The following is a 15404-nucleotide window of genomic DNA, read 5'->3' as shown; positions in this document are numbered from 1 at the left end:
CTAGTTGCTATCAATCATATCAATGAATAATGGTTCTCCTCTTTTAGAACTACTTTTAAATTTTTTTCCCAAAATATCATTATAGTGCTTTGGGTGCATTCCATATCCTGGCCGTATGGAACGAATATTTTCTTTCGTAATTATATCACCCGCTTTAACATCTTTAACCACGAACAGGGATCTTGCAAATTTTTTGTTTTTTTTCACTTTATCAGAAATTTCATAGGATATCTTTCCCAATAGTTTTTCCGTGTCCCTAACTTGGTTGACCAAGTCGGTAAACTCTTTAACGTCTAAAGAAAAATCAGCATCAGGACCACCTACAGCCTTGTCTAAAATAAAATGCTTTTCAATAACTTTTGCCCCCAAGGTTGTTGCCACTGTTGGCGCTAAAGAACCGTATGTATGGTCACTAAACCCAACCTCAACCCCAAAACGGGCTTTTAAATCCGGAATTGTATTTAGATTTGCCAATTCTAAGGGTGCGGGATATGAAGAAGTACATTTCAATAAGATTATATCATTATTGCCAACTTTTCGGCAAGTATCCACTGCTAATTGTATATCTTCTTCTTCAGCTATTCCCGTTGAAATGATAATAGGTTTTCCCTTTGATGCGGCATATTCTATCAATGGAATGTCTTGTATTTCGAATGAAGCTATTTTATAAGCAGGAACATTTAAATTTTCAAGAAAATCAACCGCTGTATTATCGAATGGAGAAGAAAAACAAATTAAGCCTTCCTCTTCAGCAACCTCAAACAATTTTTTGTGCCATTCCCAAGGGGTATAAGCTTCCCCGTATAACTCGTATAATGATTTTCCATCCCAAAGTGTGCCTCCCTCTATTTTAAAGTGATCATTGTCACAATCAATGGTTAAAGTATCTGGGGTGTATGTTTGGAGCTTAATGGCATCTGCCCCTGTTTTTTTTGCGGCTCTAATTGTTTCGATGGCCACATTTAAATCCCCATTATGATTAGCAGATAATTCTGCAATTATAAAACATGGGTTTCCCCCTCCTATAGATTTAGATCCTATTTTCATAACAAAATGTTTTTCCTACTGTAAATGTACAATTTTCAGTTCTTATAATATCTAGATTTATCCCACCGTCGTTGACCTTAACGACTATTGTAGGGGCACTTTGAACAATAACACCATTTTGTATGTTGTTTGATATTTTCATATTAGAAATAGACACCTTATCTATTATTATTTTCTGCCCTTCGTAATAAGTAAATGCCCCTGGATACGGATGTGCCTGTGCTCTAACCCAGTTTCTAATGGCTTCTTTGGTCCAATTCCAATTAATTTCTCCGTCTTTCGGCTTACGTATTCCAAAATACGTAGCATCTTCCTCCTTTTGAATAGTTGTTGTTAATTGGTCATCGACAACATCTTTTATCACCTTTTTGACTAAAGGATAATATGCATTTGCATACTTTTCAAGCATCGTTGCTCCTGTATCTTCGGCTTCTATGGGTGTTTCTATCTGATGTATTATATTACCTGTATCGCAACCTGCATCAATAATATGGGCTGTGATTCCAGCTATATCTTCACCGTTTATTATTGCCCAAACATGTGGTGTTCTTCCTCTATATTTAGGCAATAATGATCCGTGAATATTAAACGTTAATAACTTAGAATGATTAATTATATCTTCATCAATTAAAAACAAATAATTAATTGATATGATGACGTCTACGCTAAATTCTTTTATAAAATTAAAACCCTTGCCACTTCGTGGATTACCAGCATAAAATGGAATGTTATTTTTAGTGGCAAATTCTATAATTGCATCCGAATTACTATCCGTTAAAATAAAATGTACCGTATGATTTTTAACTATTTTTGACAGGGTATCCAGACCTAATCCACCACTGCAGAGCACTCCTAAGGTTAATAAACTTTCTTTGATTAAACTTAAATGTCTAGCTGCAATTTTATCATCAAATAATGCTTTTTGGGCAACTATTTGATCATTAAATTTATTTTCTTTTAAAATTACTTGAATTTTCTTTACAAAATCTGAAACCTGATAATCACTCAAATTTCCACCTTTATAAATAGCATCATTATTTAAAAAGCCTTTATATATCAGTTCTTGATTGTCTACATAAAAACCACTTAAAATCGGCATATTAATACAAGAGAGTTCAAACAAAATGGTGCTTGCTGGTGCAATAGCAAAGTTGCATTGTTGCATTACTTTTATTAGGTCTTCCTCGGAAAGATTTCGATATATTAAAATTTTATCAGAATGTATCTCTTCAAGATCAAAAATGTCTGTATCTCTATACGCTCCGCCTAAAACAACGTGTATATTTTTAAAACTAGGTATTTGTAAAAGCGCAATAACCGCCTTTAATGTTAAATTTAGAGGGTCTGCGCCACCAAAACATACGAAGGCACTATCAACTGTTTCTATAGTCTTTATGTGTTTGGCTTCTTTTAAAAAAAGTGGCCTTAGCAAGGCATACTTTGTTCCTAGCGCTAGTTTTGTATAAGCTTCTTTTTTAAAATGTTTTTCCTGTATATAGGGGGAGTGATTTACAACCACATCAGCATACATATGTTCTTTGGCTAAATCATCGATATATATTAAATTAAAATTTTTATCCTTTATTTGTTTTTGATAAGAAGAGGAGAATTGATATCCATCCGCAATAATAATATATTCATCAGGTGAAAAATTAGTTGCAATCCATTCTGGCTCTCCGTCAATACTAATTTCTTGAGGTATAAATGCTAGGTTATAGTTTTTAGGTATTACTGAACTTGTTGAGGATTGACTAGTTAAAAAAACAAAATTTAAAGTGTCCTTAACAATTTCAACCAGACTAAATAATCTGTATAAGTGACCTAATCCAGTGGATGAATTTCCATCGGCCCTAAAGATTACATTTTTGGTCATTCAGCATGAGTTTATATTTTATTTCGGCAAGCTTCCAGTCAGTTTCTGTATCAATATCTTGTGCGTGTAACTCTGAAATTACAATCGCTCCAGAATTGTCTGTAAATAGCTTTTTCCCTGCGCTAAAAGCGGTATATTCCAACCAATAAAACTGACCAGAATCATGGTACCTGGGTTCTAAATCTTGTGAACGAGCGTTTAAGTTTTCGCTCCAAACCATTGTTACTTTATCGTCATTCATTTTTAGTGAACGTTGGATGGGAAATGAAAACTCTAAAACCGGAAAAACACTGTCAAAATTATTATCTGTAAGTTTTTTATAGGCTTCAATAATTTTGTTTGACTTTACAAAAGGTGCAGTTGGAAGGATACAACAAATATTGTCAAAAATCTTGTTTTGCTTCTTATAGTTTGAAACCACTTCTTGAACTACATCTGCCAATACAGCAAAATCATTTGCAGTTTCATCATTTCTCAAAAAAGGAACTTTTGCGCCATATTGTAGGGCGATTTCAGCAATTTCCTCATCATCGGTCGATACCATAACCTCTTCAAACAAATTGCTTTTTAAAGCTGCCTCGATAGAGTAAGCAATTATAGGTTTTCCTAAAAAAGGTTTAATATTCTTTCTTGGAATACGTTTGCTTCCTCCTCTCGCAGGTATTATTGCTAGATTAGCCATTGATATAATTTAATACTTTTTCTATAACAAACATTTGTTCATCGTTTGTTAAGCTTGGATACATAGGTAAGCTAATGCACTTGGAATAATAGTTTTCTGAGTTACTTAAATTAGCATTGCTGTAGCCTATTTCCTTATAATATGGCAATGTATGTACTGGAATATAGTGTATTTGCGCAAAGATGTTTTGTGTTCTTAAAAAGTCATACAACCCTTTTCTATCTTCTACTTCAATTACAAATAAATGGTGAGCATTCACCATGCCCTGTGGTAAACTTTGATATTTAATTTTACCTTCAAAAGCCTTTTTATACTCATCAGCAATCTCATTTCTTTTTATGACACCAGCAACATTTTTGACAAGCTGAGTAATTCCAAGTGCCGATTGAATATCAGTTAATCTATAATTAAATCCAAGATCTTGCATTTCGTAATACCACCCACCATGGTCCTCTGTCATGTTATCCTTGGTGATTCCATGTGTTCTTAATAAAGATAGTTTATCATATAATGCCTTAGAGTTCGTGGTTATCATCCCGCCTTCGCCACATGCTATATGTTTAACTGGATGAAAAGAAAATATGCCTATATCTGCATAATTACCATTTCCGCATTTTTGCTTTTGACCTTTTGAGTCAATAAAATAACCCCCTGGAGCATGACAAGCATCTTCAATTATCCACAAATTATGATCATTGGCCAAATTTCTGAATGCTTCAAGGTCAACGGGAAGTCCTCCAAAATCAACTGGAATTATACCTTTAAAAAACCCTTTAGGTTTACTTTCAATTAGTTTTCTAGTACTTTCCAATGAAAGCAAATATGAGTCTGAATCAATATCTGCGAACCAAACTTCACCCCCGGCATATCTTACGCAATTAGCAGAAGCGGCAAATGTTATTGGCGTAGTAATGACGCGTTCCCCTGGTTTCAGCCCCAAGGTCAAAACAGCAAGGTGCAGTCCTGCCGTGGCATTGTTGACGGCCACGGCATATTTTGCGCCAACATATTCGGCAAACTTATCTTCAAACTCTTTAACCTTTGGTCCTTGTGTTAAAAAATCTGCTGATAATGTTTTTACCACAGCATCAATATCGTCCTTCTCTATATTTTGACGTCCATAAGGTATCGGTCCCATCATATGGCAAAATTTGAATCTACGTGTTCTTTTATTAGCTTACGTAAGCTATCTACAGTTTCCCACTCGTCATTTTCACCTGAATTATAGCTAAAATTCAATGGCACCGCTTTAGCGTTAAATTCTTTGATAAAATCTTCCAACCTCCATTTGTGGGTTGAAGGTAAGATTGCATAGTACTTTCCTAGATCGTAGGTGTAAAGTGAATCTGAAGGTGTGATCATTTCTTCATGGACTTTCTCTCCCGGCCTAATTCCAACTATTGGCTTATCACATTCAGGAGCAATAGCTTCCGCAACATCCATAATTCTATAAGATGGAATTTTTGGCACGTACAATTCTCCTCCCCAAGCATATTTTAAGGCATGCATTACCATATCAACTCCGCCTTGAAGGGATATGTTAAAACGAGTCATATTCGGATCAGTAATGGGCAAGGAGCCCTCCTTTTTTTTATTGATAAAAAATGGAATTACAGAACCATTGGATCCCATGACATTGCCATATCTAACCACTGAAAACTGAATTGGATTGTCCCCTTTAATATTGTTGGCAGCTATAAACAACTTGTCTGATGTCAATTTAGTTGCCCCATATAAGTTTATTGGAGCACAAGCTTTATCAGTGGATAATGCAACCACTCTTTCCACATTGGTAGCTAAACAGGCATCAACCACATTTTGGGCTCCACCTATGTTGGTTTTTATGCATTCCTCTGGATTATATTCAGCTAGGTGGACGTGCTTCATGGCTGCTGCATGTATAACATAATCAACACCCTTAAACGCCCTAATTAACCGATCCTTGTCCCTAACATCGCCGATAAAGAATCTTATTTGGGGAAATTGGTCAATAGGAAATTCTTGAGCCATCTGAAATTGCTTTTGTTCATCTCTTGAAAAGATAATAATCCTTCTAATTTCAGAGTGATTAGATAAAATATGACTAGTTAAAGCCTTTCCCAAGGAACCTGTCCCTCCGGTTATCAAAAGTGATTTGCCTGTAAAATCCATTATATATAATTGTTTCTTTAATTTAAAATACTCTGCCTTGGCCTCTTGGCAAAACTACGATAATTATTGTCCCTGACAACTGTGGCCACGCTACTTAAATTATTTTCAGCGATTATTTTCTTAGAAAATTCGTACCATGTCATACTCTCTCCGTCAGTGTAATGAGAAATTCCATACGTAGAGTTTTCAAGGGTAATAAGACCTAAAATGAATTGTGCTAAATTAACAGCATTCGTTGGGCATCCTATTTGGCCATCAGTAACTTGAATAGGTAAACCCTGCTTTGCTTTTTCCAATATGGTCTTGTAAAAGTTTTTTCCATATTCCTTGTGGTATAACCAAGATGTGCGAACAATGAAATAATTCTTCAAGATCCCTTGAACATGTTTTTCACCTTCCCATTTGGACTTCCCATATTCATTAATAGGGTTTGGAAGGTCATCAACTGTATACGGTAGTCCTTTTTCCCCGTCAAAAACATAATCCGTTGAAATATGAATCAGAACCACATTATACTCCTTGCACGCCAAAGCCATATTTTTGACACCCTCAGCATTAATTTTATATGCGATTGCCGGAGTTTTCTCGGCTTGTTCCACATCTGTATAAGCAGCACAATTGATACAAAAGTCAAAATTTCCGGAATCAAAAATATCCTTTACTTGATCCTTATTGGTTATGTCCAATTGCTCCCTTGTATTAAAGACAAAATCAATATTGGGGTATGTAGTCTGGAGATCACGGATGCTCAACCCCAATTGTCCATTCGCCCCGGTAACCAAAACCTGCCTCATGAATCCAAATCTTTAAGTAATGGTAATTTCAAGTCCTTTTCGGAAAGTATTAAACTATCCTCTGCCATTTCCCAATCAATACCCAAACCTGGGTCACTGTATAAGATCCCAGCCTCCGATTTAGGATCGTAATAGGCGTCGCACTTATATGCAAAAATGACTTCATCGGTCAATGCCAAAAAACCATGTGCCAGACCTTTTGGAATATAAACTAACTTTCTGTTTATAGCTGATAGCTCAATTTTAACATGTTTTCCAAAAGTTGGACTCCCTTGGCGGATATCCACTATAACATCCAACACCTTTCCTTTAATCACATGAACAAGTTTGGCCTGAGCTGAATTGCCCCTTTGAAAATGCAACCCTCTTAAAACGCCTTTTTTTGAAAAGGATACGTTATCCTGCACAAAATTGACCTTATCCCCTACATAATCATCAAATCTGTTCTTTTGATAGGCTTCATAAAACAGTCCTCTTTCGTCCTCAAATACCATTGGCTCCATGAAGAAACAACCTTTTATTGGACTCTCAGTAATTTTCATAGTATCGTCGGTAAAATGGATAACATCATCTTAAATTCATTAGATAGTTTCCGTAGCCACTCTTTAATAGGGGTTCTGCCAGTTTTTGCAGTTGTTCCTTATTAATATAACCCATGGTATAGGCAACCTCTTCAATGGCCCCAATCTTTAGGCCTTGTCGTTCTTCAATGACCTCAACAAATTGTGAGGCCTGCATTAACGACTGAAATGTTCCGGTATCCAACCATGCGGTGCCTCTGTCCAAGATACCTACCTTTAACCTGCCCTGTTCCAAATAAACCCTATTGATATCGGTTATCTCCAACTCTCCTCTTTTACTTGGTTGAATCTTTTTGGCGATGGTTACCACATCGTTATCATAAAAATAAATCCCTGGAACTGCATAATTGGATTTGGGTTTGATAGGCTTTTCTTCAATACTGATAGCTTTGCCTTCTCGATCAAACTCAACAACGCCATATCGTTCCGGGTCCTGTACATGATAACCGTAAATCACGCCCCCATCAGGATCATTATTCTCCTGAAGTAAGGTGGATAGGCCTGTTCCATAAAAAATATTATCTCCTAAAATCAAGGCTACTTTATCCTTTCCAATAAAATCTTCACCAATGATAAAGGCCTCAGCCAATCCATTGGGACTTTCTTGTGTCGCATATGAAAAATCGCACCCTAGCTTTGAACCATCTCCCAAAAGGTTTTGGAACAGTGCTATATCTTTTGGTGTGGTAATAATGAGTATCTCTCGTATTCCGGCCGACATTAAAGTTGAAAGAGGATAATAAATCATAGGCTTGTCGTATATCGGCATCAGTTGTTTGCTCATCGCCATGGTAATGGGATAAAGTCTAGTTCCTGAACCACCTGCCAATATGATACCTTTCATTTTTTTAAAACTGTTATCTTGTTACGTTTGTTATGTTGTTATGTTATGTGTTGTAAAAAGCATTATTGTTTTAGACTTCTGATCAATTTTGATAACATTCTTCTGATATAGGTAATTTTCAATATCACATCGTCTAAATTTTTCACATAGTTTAATTTGAGAGCTATTTCAATCTGTGTTTCAAGTTCGGATAACGAACCTAAAGCAATATACAAGAAACGAATAAATTCTTTAGATCCATTTCTACCTGCTCCTTCAGCTATATTTGATGGTATAGTTATTGATGCTCTCCTTATTTGACTGGTTAATCCGTAAAGTTCATACTTGGGAAATTCCTTCGTAGCGGCATAAATTATTATAACCAACTCCATTGACTCTTTCCATACTTTGAGATCTTTATGGGATTTAACTTCCATTAATTTCTATTTGAATTTATTATAACTCCATCACAACATAACTATCATAACTCAAAACCGTATTACTTCTGTTATTTCCGCATTAATCCATCTCGCCTAATTTCCGGTACTTTCCTAAATACCAATCAACTGTCCTTTCCAAACCTGTTTCAAAGTTTTCCTCAGGTTGCCATCCAATTTCTTGTTTCACTTTAGAGAAATCTATGGCATATCTATAATCGTGCCCCGGTCTATCCTCAACGAAGCGTATTTGATCTTTGTAACTCCCGTCCTTCTTGGGAATTTTACGCTCCAGTAACTGACAAATTTTAATGGCTATGTCCTTATTGGTCCGTTCGGCATTTCCGCCAAATAAGTAGGTTTCCCCTGTTTTTCCAGTTAAAAATACTTCCCAAATTCCTCGGCAATGGTCCTCTACATACAACCAATCCCTTATATTTTTTCCCTCCCCATATATGGGAATGTTTTTTCCCTGTATGGCATTTCTTATTATGGTCGGAATTAATTTTTCGTCGTGTTGTTGAGCACCATAATTATTCGAACAATTGGTTGTAACCACATTTAATCCATAGGTATGGTGATAACTTCTGACCAAAAAGTCGGAGGAGGCCTTAGTTGCACTATAGGGACTGTTGGGAGCATAAGGGGTATTCTCTTTAAAATATCCATTGGGACCAAGGCTTCCGTAAACTTCATCTGTTGAAATATGATGAAATCGTGCATTCTCAAATTCTTGTTTTACCACAAATGGCGCATCCATCCAATACTTTCGTGCCGCTTCCAAGAGAACAAAAGTTCCTTCAATGTTGGTCTTAATAAAGTCAACTGGACTATCAATAGAATTATCTACATGGGATTCTGCAGCAAAATGAATGACCGCATTAATCTTATAGTTGTCAAATAATTCGGTAACCAATGAACTATTACAAATATCACCTTTAACAAAGGTATACCGTTCATTACTTTTAAAAGATTCCGTATTCCTGAGGTCTCCTGCATAGGTCAAAACATCTAAATTGATCACTTTACAAAGCTTATCGGTTTTTAAAAGATAGTCAATAAAATTACTCCCTATAAATCCGGCACCGCCCGTAACCAATATGTTCATGACCTATTCTTTTTTGTATTTTTTTAAATATGTGTTTAGTTCAAGAATACTTAGTACCAATAACGTCAACCCAATGAGTCCAACGGGAATCCAGAATTTATAACTGTTCCATACTCCTTTCACCTCAACCCCTCTCCTGGGAAAAGCGGAGATAACATTTAAAATACTAGACTTGTTTGCGCGCTCTTCGTTCAAAAGAACCAAACTAGTTTTTAGCTCCTCCATTTTATTGATCAATGCCAGTTCCTTATTCTCTTTTCCGCCGTTTTCTCCCAAACTAATGTTGGTCCCCTGCATGGGCTTGTCAGCTTCCTTGATCATGACCTTTTTGTACAGCAGTTGAAGGGAGTCTATTTCATTGATTTGTTTGCTGTAAAGGCTATCTTGGAGCTCAATATTGATATCACTAATCGACTTTTGCAAATTAAAATATTCGTTCCTGGATATAGAGTTGATAATGGAGGGCTGTATCTTTTTGGCGATGGTATTATTTGTTGCCGTTACGGAAACGGTATGAAACCGAGCATCTAGCGAATTAAAGTTCAAAAGATACTTCTCCATATCTATAGCCTTCTGGGTAGTCGTGTCCAAACTCCGCACAAACTTATCAAAAAGTTGCACTTTCTGGTTTTCATCCGAATAGGACTCCACTCTGAACATCTTAATATGTCCAGCTTCAGAGCGTGTAATATCCAAGGCTTCGGCCAATGCCGAGGAATCTTGGGAGATTGCTAATTCATTATAGAAATGCACGTTGTTATACAATTGTTGAACACTATTAAAATTAGGCTCTACCACCATGGTGGAAATGTATTTAGGCTCCTTGATTATATCCAAATAAACCCCTATTGCCAATCCAACCACGGCAGCAACAGCAAACTTTATAAAATGCTTTTGTATAAAGAGCAAAAAATAGATGATAATCTTGAAAATGCCCTTAAAAATATTGCCAATAAAGTTGAAGAGTTTTCTAAAGCCGTTTCCAATCATTTGGAACAGTTGGCCCAAATCTACTTCCTCTGAAGACGTATTATTATTTACCGGTTGCTGGTTAGACATATGTTAAGAATTAAATATTTGTTTAAGTATTTTGTCGGTAATCAAATAGGTTGGTTTTACCCCTGTAGTACCCAATCCTCCAGAAGCCAAGGTGCTTCCTGTTTCCAATGGGTTATCCGAGGCATAATAGGCATAGCGGACCTTTACGTCTTCACGAATACTCCTTCTGACTTTTGATGCTGCCTGGATTGCCTTTTGGTAATGCACCCCTTCCATTTCCAGCCCAATCACATTCCAAGTAGATTCATGGAAGAATTTTAGGATATCCTTGTTCTGTAGAGACGTGCCTAATACCGTGATCATGGCACCTTCCAGAACATTGAGACCGTTGCCTTTAAAATCATCGGCGTTAAACTCGTTTTTAAAGGGGTAATTGTCCGCCGTACCCTCAAAAATATGGGAGGTTGGAATCATGATATCTCCTTTGCCACCCTCCAATATGCCTGCCTTTCCCATAATGGAAATTGAGGCCACATCTAAAAATACCTGTTGGTTTTTTTTCTTTTTGTACGGTTTCAAAAATTCATCAATGGTTTCGTAGGCCTGCTCTCCAAAGGCATAGTCCATCACAAATATGACAGGCTTTTTATCATCGGGAATACCCTCCCTCAGCTCAAAACAACAGGCATCCTTTCCTAATTTGGCAGTATCAAAAATTTGTACGTCGATATTAGTACCTGAGGTATCGTCCAAAGAGATCATGCCATTTTTCTTCGCCATGGCTATCACCTTGTTCCTCAAGGCACCATTTTCGGGGGAGCTAAGCGCCTCATAAATCTCCAAGGACGGTTTGTTACCATATTCCTTGGCCAATGCATTCTTTGCAAACAAAGAATTCATTACGCTATGCATGTTGGCACTAATAATATGAATGGGCCTTTCCAATAGTCCATTTGCCTTTAAAGTTTCCTTAATTGCATTTGCCCATCGTTCCCCATGGATATGGTGACCCAATCTTTCCCTCAATAAGGGAGTGAAAGTAATAGCCCTTTTATTACCCGTGGTTTCTTCCTCTATGGCCAGTTTTCCCAACCAGTAAACGATCTTAAGAAATCGTTCCGGTTCCGCTTTTGTGGCCAATTTTTTATGTATTTCTATGGCCTCGGTAAAGGACCGTCCCAAAATTTGTGCCGTATGGATCAAAGCGACCTCCCGTTCCGTTTGGGTCAATTTGTTTTTTTTAACAGCCTCTTCCAGTTTTACCCAATCCCTAATGGTCCTGTCCGTATCCTCTATCAATACCCTTTTTGCTATTTTCTGTGATTCAACAAATAAAAAGGTAAGATGGGTCAGAATATCATAGATATCGGAGCGGCCCCTGGTAATCTCAATGTTCATCTGCTCATCGTCTATTCTGTAGCAGTTTCTTCTTCTTTTAGGGGGAATAATTGGTTTAAAATGAGATTTCCCATATCCTTCGTCCGAAGTTAGGTTGATAAACCTACATTGCTCAATGCCCTCTGGCAAACGCTCCAAGACATAGATCAAACCGTTCAATTCTGTTTTTTCCTCCGCAATGGAACCGTAGATCTCTGGTCGCAATTGCAATAGGGCATTTCTCAAGGTCTCCCCTGATACGCCCATTGGCTTATAAAACCCCCTATTGAACAGGTGGCGCATCGTAATATATAATCGCTCAATGGCATTGGTAGACTCTTGAGCTCGAGTTGTATTTTTCAATTTATTCATAATATTGCCTGCAAAATTACACTTATTATTTAGGATTACCCATAAGTGCGCTTATTTTCTAAAATAGGACCGTAATAATGAAAAAATCTAATCCACCGCATAGGCCCTTAGGGCTTCTGCTACTTTTCTGTCATTGGACAATCGCTGCACCTTGTTCTGACCACCCAATTTCCCCAAGGATTTCATGTATTCATTGAAGCCTCCTTTTTTAATGACCGTTACCTTTAAGGTTTGAAGTACTTTCCCATCAATTAGGTCAAAGTAATAACTATTCTGTTGTTGAAGTTCTTTGTCCAAGGCATTGATAAAGGAATTGTAATCTGAAGGTTCTTTTTCAAATTCCACCAACCACTCGTGGTAGGGCAATTGGTTCCCCTCCGGAGCAATCTGTGGGGCAACCGTAAATTCATTGATCCTAGCGTCCGTTGTTGAAATTGCCTTTCTCATGGCCTCTTCCACTTCCTTACCTATTACATGCTCCCCAAAGGCCGATATAAAATGCTTGATACGCCCCGATACTATGATTTTATAGGGCTTCAATGAAATAAACTGAACGGTATCTCCAAGATTGTATGCCCATAGGCCAGCATTCGTGGAAATGATCATGACGTAATTGACCCCTATTTCAACGTCCTTTAAAGTAAGACGTTGGGGGCTTTCCTCAAAAAATTCGTCCGACTTCACGAATTCGTAAAAGATTCCGGAATCCAATAACAGGAGCATTCCTTTTTCTTTTTGGGAGTTCTGATAGGCAAAAAATCCCTCGCTGGCAGGAAACAGCTCTATACTATCCACTTTTTTGCCCATGAGACTTTCAAATTTTGCCCGATAAGGTTCAAAATTAACTCCCCCATAGATAAAAAGCTGAAAGTTCTTGAAAAGCTCTCCGACCTTCTTTCCAGATTTTTGATTCAGTTTTTCAAAATACATCTGCACCCAAGAAGGTATGCCCGCTATAACGGTCATATTCTCATTTTCGGTCTCCTTTACTATTTCATTGACCTTGGTTTCCCAATCCTCAATACAATTGGTCTTCCAGGACGGCAATCTGTTTTTTTGAAGATAGTTGGGAACATAATGGGCAGAGATGCCTGACAACCTCCCCAATTTAATTCCGTTCTTCTCCTGCAGTTCCGGACTCCCTTGGAGAAATATCATTTTCCCGGTAACAAAATCAGCGTTCCCAGTTTCGTCGATATAATTTAGGATGGCATTCCTCGACGCCTCTATCTGATATTTGATGGATTCATCCGTAATTGGAATATACTTGGCCCCCGAGGTGGTCCCAGATGTTTTTGCAAAGTAGGCGGGTTTACCAGGCCAAAGAATATCCTCTTTTCCCTGGATCACTTCTTCCACATAGGGCTTAAGGTCCTCGTAATCGCGGATAGGCACATTTTTGGCAAAATCTGAATACGTTTGGACGTTATTGAAATTATGGTCCTTGCCAAACTTGGTTTTTGCTCCTTTTTTAACCAGCTGTAAGAACACCCTTTCCTGCGCCTGCAATGGATTATTGATCCATTTGGCATTCTTCTTTGCAATTCGTCTTGCAAATATCCGTGCTGCAAACGATTTTAATGACATAGGTTATTTATTTAAAATCGATGTAATCCAAAGGGTTTACAGGGCCTCCGTTGTTCCAAAGCTCAAAGTGCAAATGTGGTCCCGTGGTCAATTCGCCCGTGTTGCCTACTGAGGCAATAACCTCTCCGGCCCTTGCCATATCACCCTGACTTTTGTTCAGTGATCCATTGTGCTTATAAACCGATAACAGCCCATCCTTATGTTCCAAGATGATCACATATCCCGTATCGGCGGTCCATTCAGAGAATATTACCATCCCGTCGGCAACGGCCTTGACAGGGGTGTTGGTAACTGCCACTACATCCACCGCGTAATGTTTCTTTTGAGGATTGTACTCCTGGGTCAAGGTTCCTTCAACGGGAGGGAAAAGCACCAAGTTGACATTTTTGATGTCCCTTTCAAATAGACTGTACTTATCCTCTAGCGCAACTTGTTGGCGCAACAAGGAATCTTCCCGTATAGGTGTTAGATCTATAGACGACGGATCCAACTTGAATTGTTCGAACAGGGAATCCCTATTCATCTGATTATTGGCAATATCCCCGTTCAATACCATTCTGATATTATCCAAATACTTATTGGTATAATTTAGAACGGTGACCAAAGAATCTGTTTTATAGGTCAATTCTGTGGCCTGTCTTTTTAATTTGGTTGAAGAGTACCCGGGAATATATTCCCTTAATGGGGTAAAAGCGATAAGAACGGTGGTAAAAGCAATCAGGGCCACAATAAAAAGGGAGCCAGTCACAAAAACGTTCAATCGGCTCAATTTAAAAGAAATCTTTTCCTCAAAAGTATTTTCGTTAAGTATCACCAAACGATACTTGTGCAAAAGCTTTTGTTTTATTTCCTTTCTCTTTTCCCCTTTCTTGGCCATAGTTTACAAATATAATGCTACTCCCGAATATTTCAGAAGAGTTTTGATAATTCTACCTTTTACATTTCTTTATCAGATAAAATGTATACGCTAATAAAAAGGTTTTGGTTTACATCGTTAAATTACCATTTCCAATGTAATAATAAATGAATACTTATAACTTTTTTAGTACCTTTGTGGTCTATTTAAATTATCTGAAATGATATCTTCAAACATTTTTTTAGCAGTTGGCCCTTGGCAAGTAGTAATTGTGGTTCTGGTCGTTCTTTTATTGTTCGGCGGGAAGAAAATTCCAGAATTAATGCGTGGACTTGGTAGTGGAATTAAAGAATTTAAGGACGCCTCCAAGGAAGATGATAAATCAAAAGACACTATTGACGAAAAAAAATAAGCTTATAAAGCCGAAATAAAGACACCCCTAGCGGGTGTTTTTTGTTTTAATACTTTCCTATAAAGTTGCTCCATGTTTACCCATTAAAACATTCCAGATCCAAGTACCCTATCAAAGTATCCCTCCTTATTATATCCAGATATTTCTTGTTCCTCTGTTCTCTATTTTCCATGCAATATATCTTCATTGTACTTTGTAGATAAAGATTGATTCTCAAAAGCCTTCACTGGTTTTGTTCAACGTGCCCCTAAAAGTAGCAACTACAGCTTTTGTGCTATTCGCAACAGGTAAAGATATCCTTGCAA

Annotated in this window: 15 protein-coding genes; 1 reads left to right on the top strand and 14 read right to left on the bottom strand. The window is 37.4% G+C overall.

Going from position 1 to position 15404, the window contains the following annotated elements; all coding sequences use genetic code 11:
• The 14 genes from pseI to WAA86_RS01855 form a co-directional block, all read right to left on the bottom strand.
• On the bottom strand, window positions 1-1047 hold the full coding sequence (gene pseI / locus WAA86_RS01920) for a pseudaminic acid synthase (protein ID WP_337299278.1): 1047 nt from the start codon (window positions 1045-1047) through the stop codon (window positions 1-3).
• Complete coding sequence (pseG, locus tag WAA86_RS01915) at window positions 1031-2920, bottom strand: UDP-2,4-diacetamido-2,4,6-trideoxy-beta-L-altropyranose hydrolase (RefSeq protein WP_337299277.1); 1890 nt, start codon at window positions 2918-2920, stop codon at window positions 1031-1033. The genes pseI and pseG overlap by 17 nt, the downstream gene beginning before the upstream one ends.
• Complete coding sequence (gene pseF / locus WAA86_RS01910; RefSeq protein ID WP_337299276.1) at window positions 2898-3602, bottom strand: pseudaminic acid cytidylyltransferase; 705 nt, start codon at window positions 3600-3602, stop codon at window positions 2898-2900. The genes pseG and pseF overlap by 23 nt, the downstream gene beginning before the upstream one ends.
• A complete protein-coding gene (gene pseC / locus WAA86_RS01905) occupies window positions 3595-4743 on the bottom strand; it encodes a UDP-4-amino-4,6-dideoxy-N-acetyl-beta-L-altrosamine transaminase (RefSeq protein ID WP_337299275.1) in 1149 nt (382 codons plus the stop codon). Before pseC ends, pseF begins: the two co-directional genes overlap by 8 nt.
• Window positions 4740-5753, bottom strand: a complete 1014-nt coding sequence (gene pseB, locus WAA86_RS01900) for a UDP-N-acetylglucosamine 4,6-dehydratase (inverting) (protein ID WP_337299274.1) — start codon at window positions 5751-5753, stop codon at window positions 4740-4742. Before pseB ends, pseC begins: the two co-directional genes overlap by 4 nt.
• Before the next feature lie 17 nt (window positions 5754-5770).
• Window positions 5771-6547 carry a dTDP-4-dehydrorhamnose reductase gene (rfbD, locus tag WAA86_RS01895; protein ID WP_337299273.1) on the bottom strand — a complete coding sequence of 259 codons (777 nt, stop codon included), beginning with the start codon at window positions 6545-6547 and terminating at the stop codon, window positions 5771-5773.
• On the bottom strand, window positions 6544-7089 hold the full coding sequence (gene rfbC / locus WAA86_RS01890) for a dTDP-4-dehydrorhamnose 3,5-epimerase (RefSeq protein ID WP_337299272.1): 546 nt from the start codon (window positions 7087-7089) through the stop codon (window positions 6544-6546). The genes rfbD and rfbC overlap by 4 nt, the downstream gene beginning before the upstream one ends.
• A 25-nt stretch (window positions 7090-7114) precedes the next feature.
• Complete coding sequence (rfbA, locus tag WAA86_RS01885; protein WP_337299271.1) at window positions 7115-7972, bottom strand: glucose-1-phosphate thymidylyltransferase RfbA; 858 nt, start codon at window positions 7970-7972, stop codon at window positions 7115-7117.
• Window positions 7973-8034: 62 nt separating this feature from the next.
• Complete coding sequence (locus tag WAA86_RS01880; RefSeq protein WP_337299270.1) at window positions 8035-8388, bottom strand: four helix bundle protein; 354 nt, start codon at window positions 8386-8388, stop codon at window positions 8035-8037.
• 82 nt (window positions 8389-8470) lie between these two features.
• Window positions 8471-9496 (bottom strand): dTDP-glucose 4,6-dehydratase, encoded by a 1026-nt coding sequence (gene rfbB, locus WAA86_RS01875; RefSeq protein ID WP_337299269.1) that lies wholly within the window; start codon window positions 9494-9496, stop codon window positions 8471-8473.
• Between the two features lie 3 nt (window positions 9497-9499).
• Window positions 9500-10555 (bottom strand): hypothetical protein, encoded by a 1056-nt coding sequence (locus tag WAA86_RS01870; RefSeq protein ID WP_337299268.1) that lies wholly within the window; start codon window positions 10553-10555, stop codon window positions 9500-9502.
• A gap of 3 nt (window positions 10556-10558) precedes the next feature.
• Window positions 10559-12244: a DUF6909 family protein gene (locus WAA86_RS01865; protein ID WP_337299267.1), complete on the bottom strand. Its 1686-nt coding sequence runs from the start codon at window positions 12242-12244 to the stop codon at window positions 10559-10561.
• An 87-nt stretch (window positions 12245-12331) separates the two neighbouring features.
• Window positions 12332-13831, bottom strand: coding sequence for a GH3 auxin-responsive promoter family protein (locus tag WAA86_RS01860; protein WP_337299266.1), 1500 nt, complete (start codon window positions 13829-13831; stop codon window positions 12332-12334).
• A 7-nt stretch (window positions 13832-13838) separates the two neighbouring features.
• A complete protein-coding gene (locus WAA86_RS01855; RefSeq protein ID WP_337299265.1) occupies window positions 13839-14708 on the bottom strand; it encodes a M23 family metallopeptidase in 870 nt (289 codons plus the stop codon).
• A gap of 199 nt (window positions 14709-14907) precedes the next feature.
• Here WAA86_RS01855 and tatA point away from each other — a divergent pair, with 199 nt between their 5' ends.
• Entirely contained in the window at window positions 14908-15099 is a 192-nt protein-coding gene (tatA, locus tag WAA86_RS01850; protein ID WP_337299264.1) for a twin-arginine translocase TatA/TatE family subunit, read from the top strand.
• Window positions 15100-15404 lie beyond the last annotated feature (305 nt).

It is taken from the genome of Sediminicola sp. 1XM1-17 (genome assembly GCF_037203765.1).
GTDB lineage: Bacteria > Bacteroidota > Bacteroidia > Flavobacteriales > Flavobacteriaceae > Sediminicola.
This window is presented reverse-complemented; position numbering and strand designations above follow the sequence as displayed.

Coding starts and splice junctions, on each gene's coding strand:
- pseI (WP_337299278.1), bottom strand. CDS start 1,047: ATGAAAATAGGATCTAAATCTATAGGAGGGGGAAACCCATGTTTTATA.
- pseG (WP_337299277.1), bottom strand. CDS start 2,920: ATGACCAAAAATGTAATCTTTAGGGCCGATGGAAATTCATCCACTGGA.
- pseF (WP_337299276.1), bottom strand. CDS start 3,602: ATGGCTAATCTAGCAATAATACCTGCGAGAGGAGGAAGCAAACGTATT.
- pseC (WP_337299275.1), bottom strand. CDS start 4,743: ATGATGGGACCGATACCTTATGGACGTCAAAATATAGAGAAGGACGAT.
- pseB (WP_337299274.1), bottom strand. CDS start 5,753: ATGGATTTTACAGGCAAATCACTTTTGATAACCGGAGGGACAGGTTCC.
- rfbD (WP_337299273.1), bottom strand. CDS start 6,547: ATGAGGCAGGTTTTGGTTACCGGGGCGAATGGACAATTGGGGTTGAGC.
- rfbC (WP_337299272.1), bottom strand. CDS start 7,089: ATGAAAATTACTGAGAGTCCAATAAAAGGTTGTTTCTTCATGGAGCCA.
- rfbA (WP_337299271.1), bottom strand. CDS start 7,972: ATGAAAGGTATCATATTGGCAGGTGGTTCAGGAACTAGACTTTATCCC.
- WAA86_RS01880 (WP_337299270.1), bottom strand. CDS start 8,388: ATGGAAGTTAAATCCCATAAAGATCTCAAAGTATGGAAAGAGTCAATG.
- rfbB (WP_337299269.1), bottom strand. CDS start 9,496: ATGAACATATTGGTTACGGGCGGTGCCGGATTTATAGGGAGTAATTTT.
- WAA86_RS01870 (WP_337299268.1), bottom strand. CDS start 10,555: ATGTCTAACCAGCAACCGGTAAATAATAATACGTCTTCAGAGGAAGTA.
- WAA86_RS01865 (WP_337299267.1), bottom strand. CDS start 12,244: ATGAATAAATTGAAAAATACAACTCGAGCTCAAGAGTCTACCAATGCC.
- WAA86_RS01860 (WP_337299266.1), bottom strand. CDS start 13,831: ATGTCATTAAAATCGTTTGCAGCACGGATATTTGCAAGACGAATTGCA.
- WAA86_RS01855 (WP_337299265.1), bottom strand. CDS start 14,708: ATGGCCAAGAAAGGGGAAAAGAGAAAGGAAATAAAACAAAAGCTTTTG.
- tatA (WP_337299264.1), top strand. CDS start 14,908: ATGATATCTTCAAACATTTTTTTAGCAGTTGGCCCTTGGCAAGTAGTA.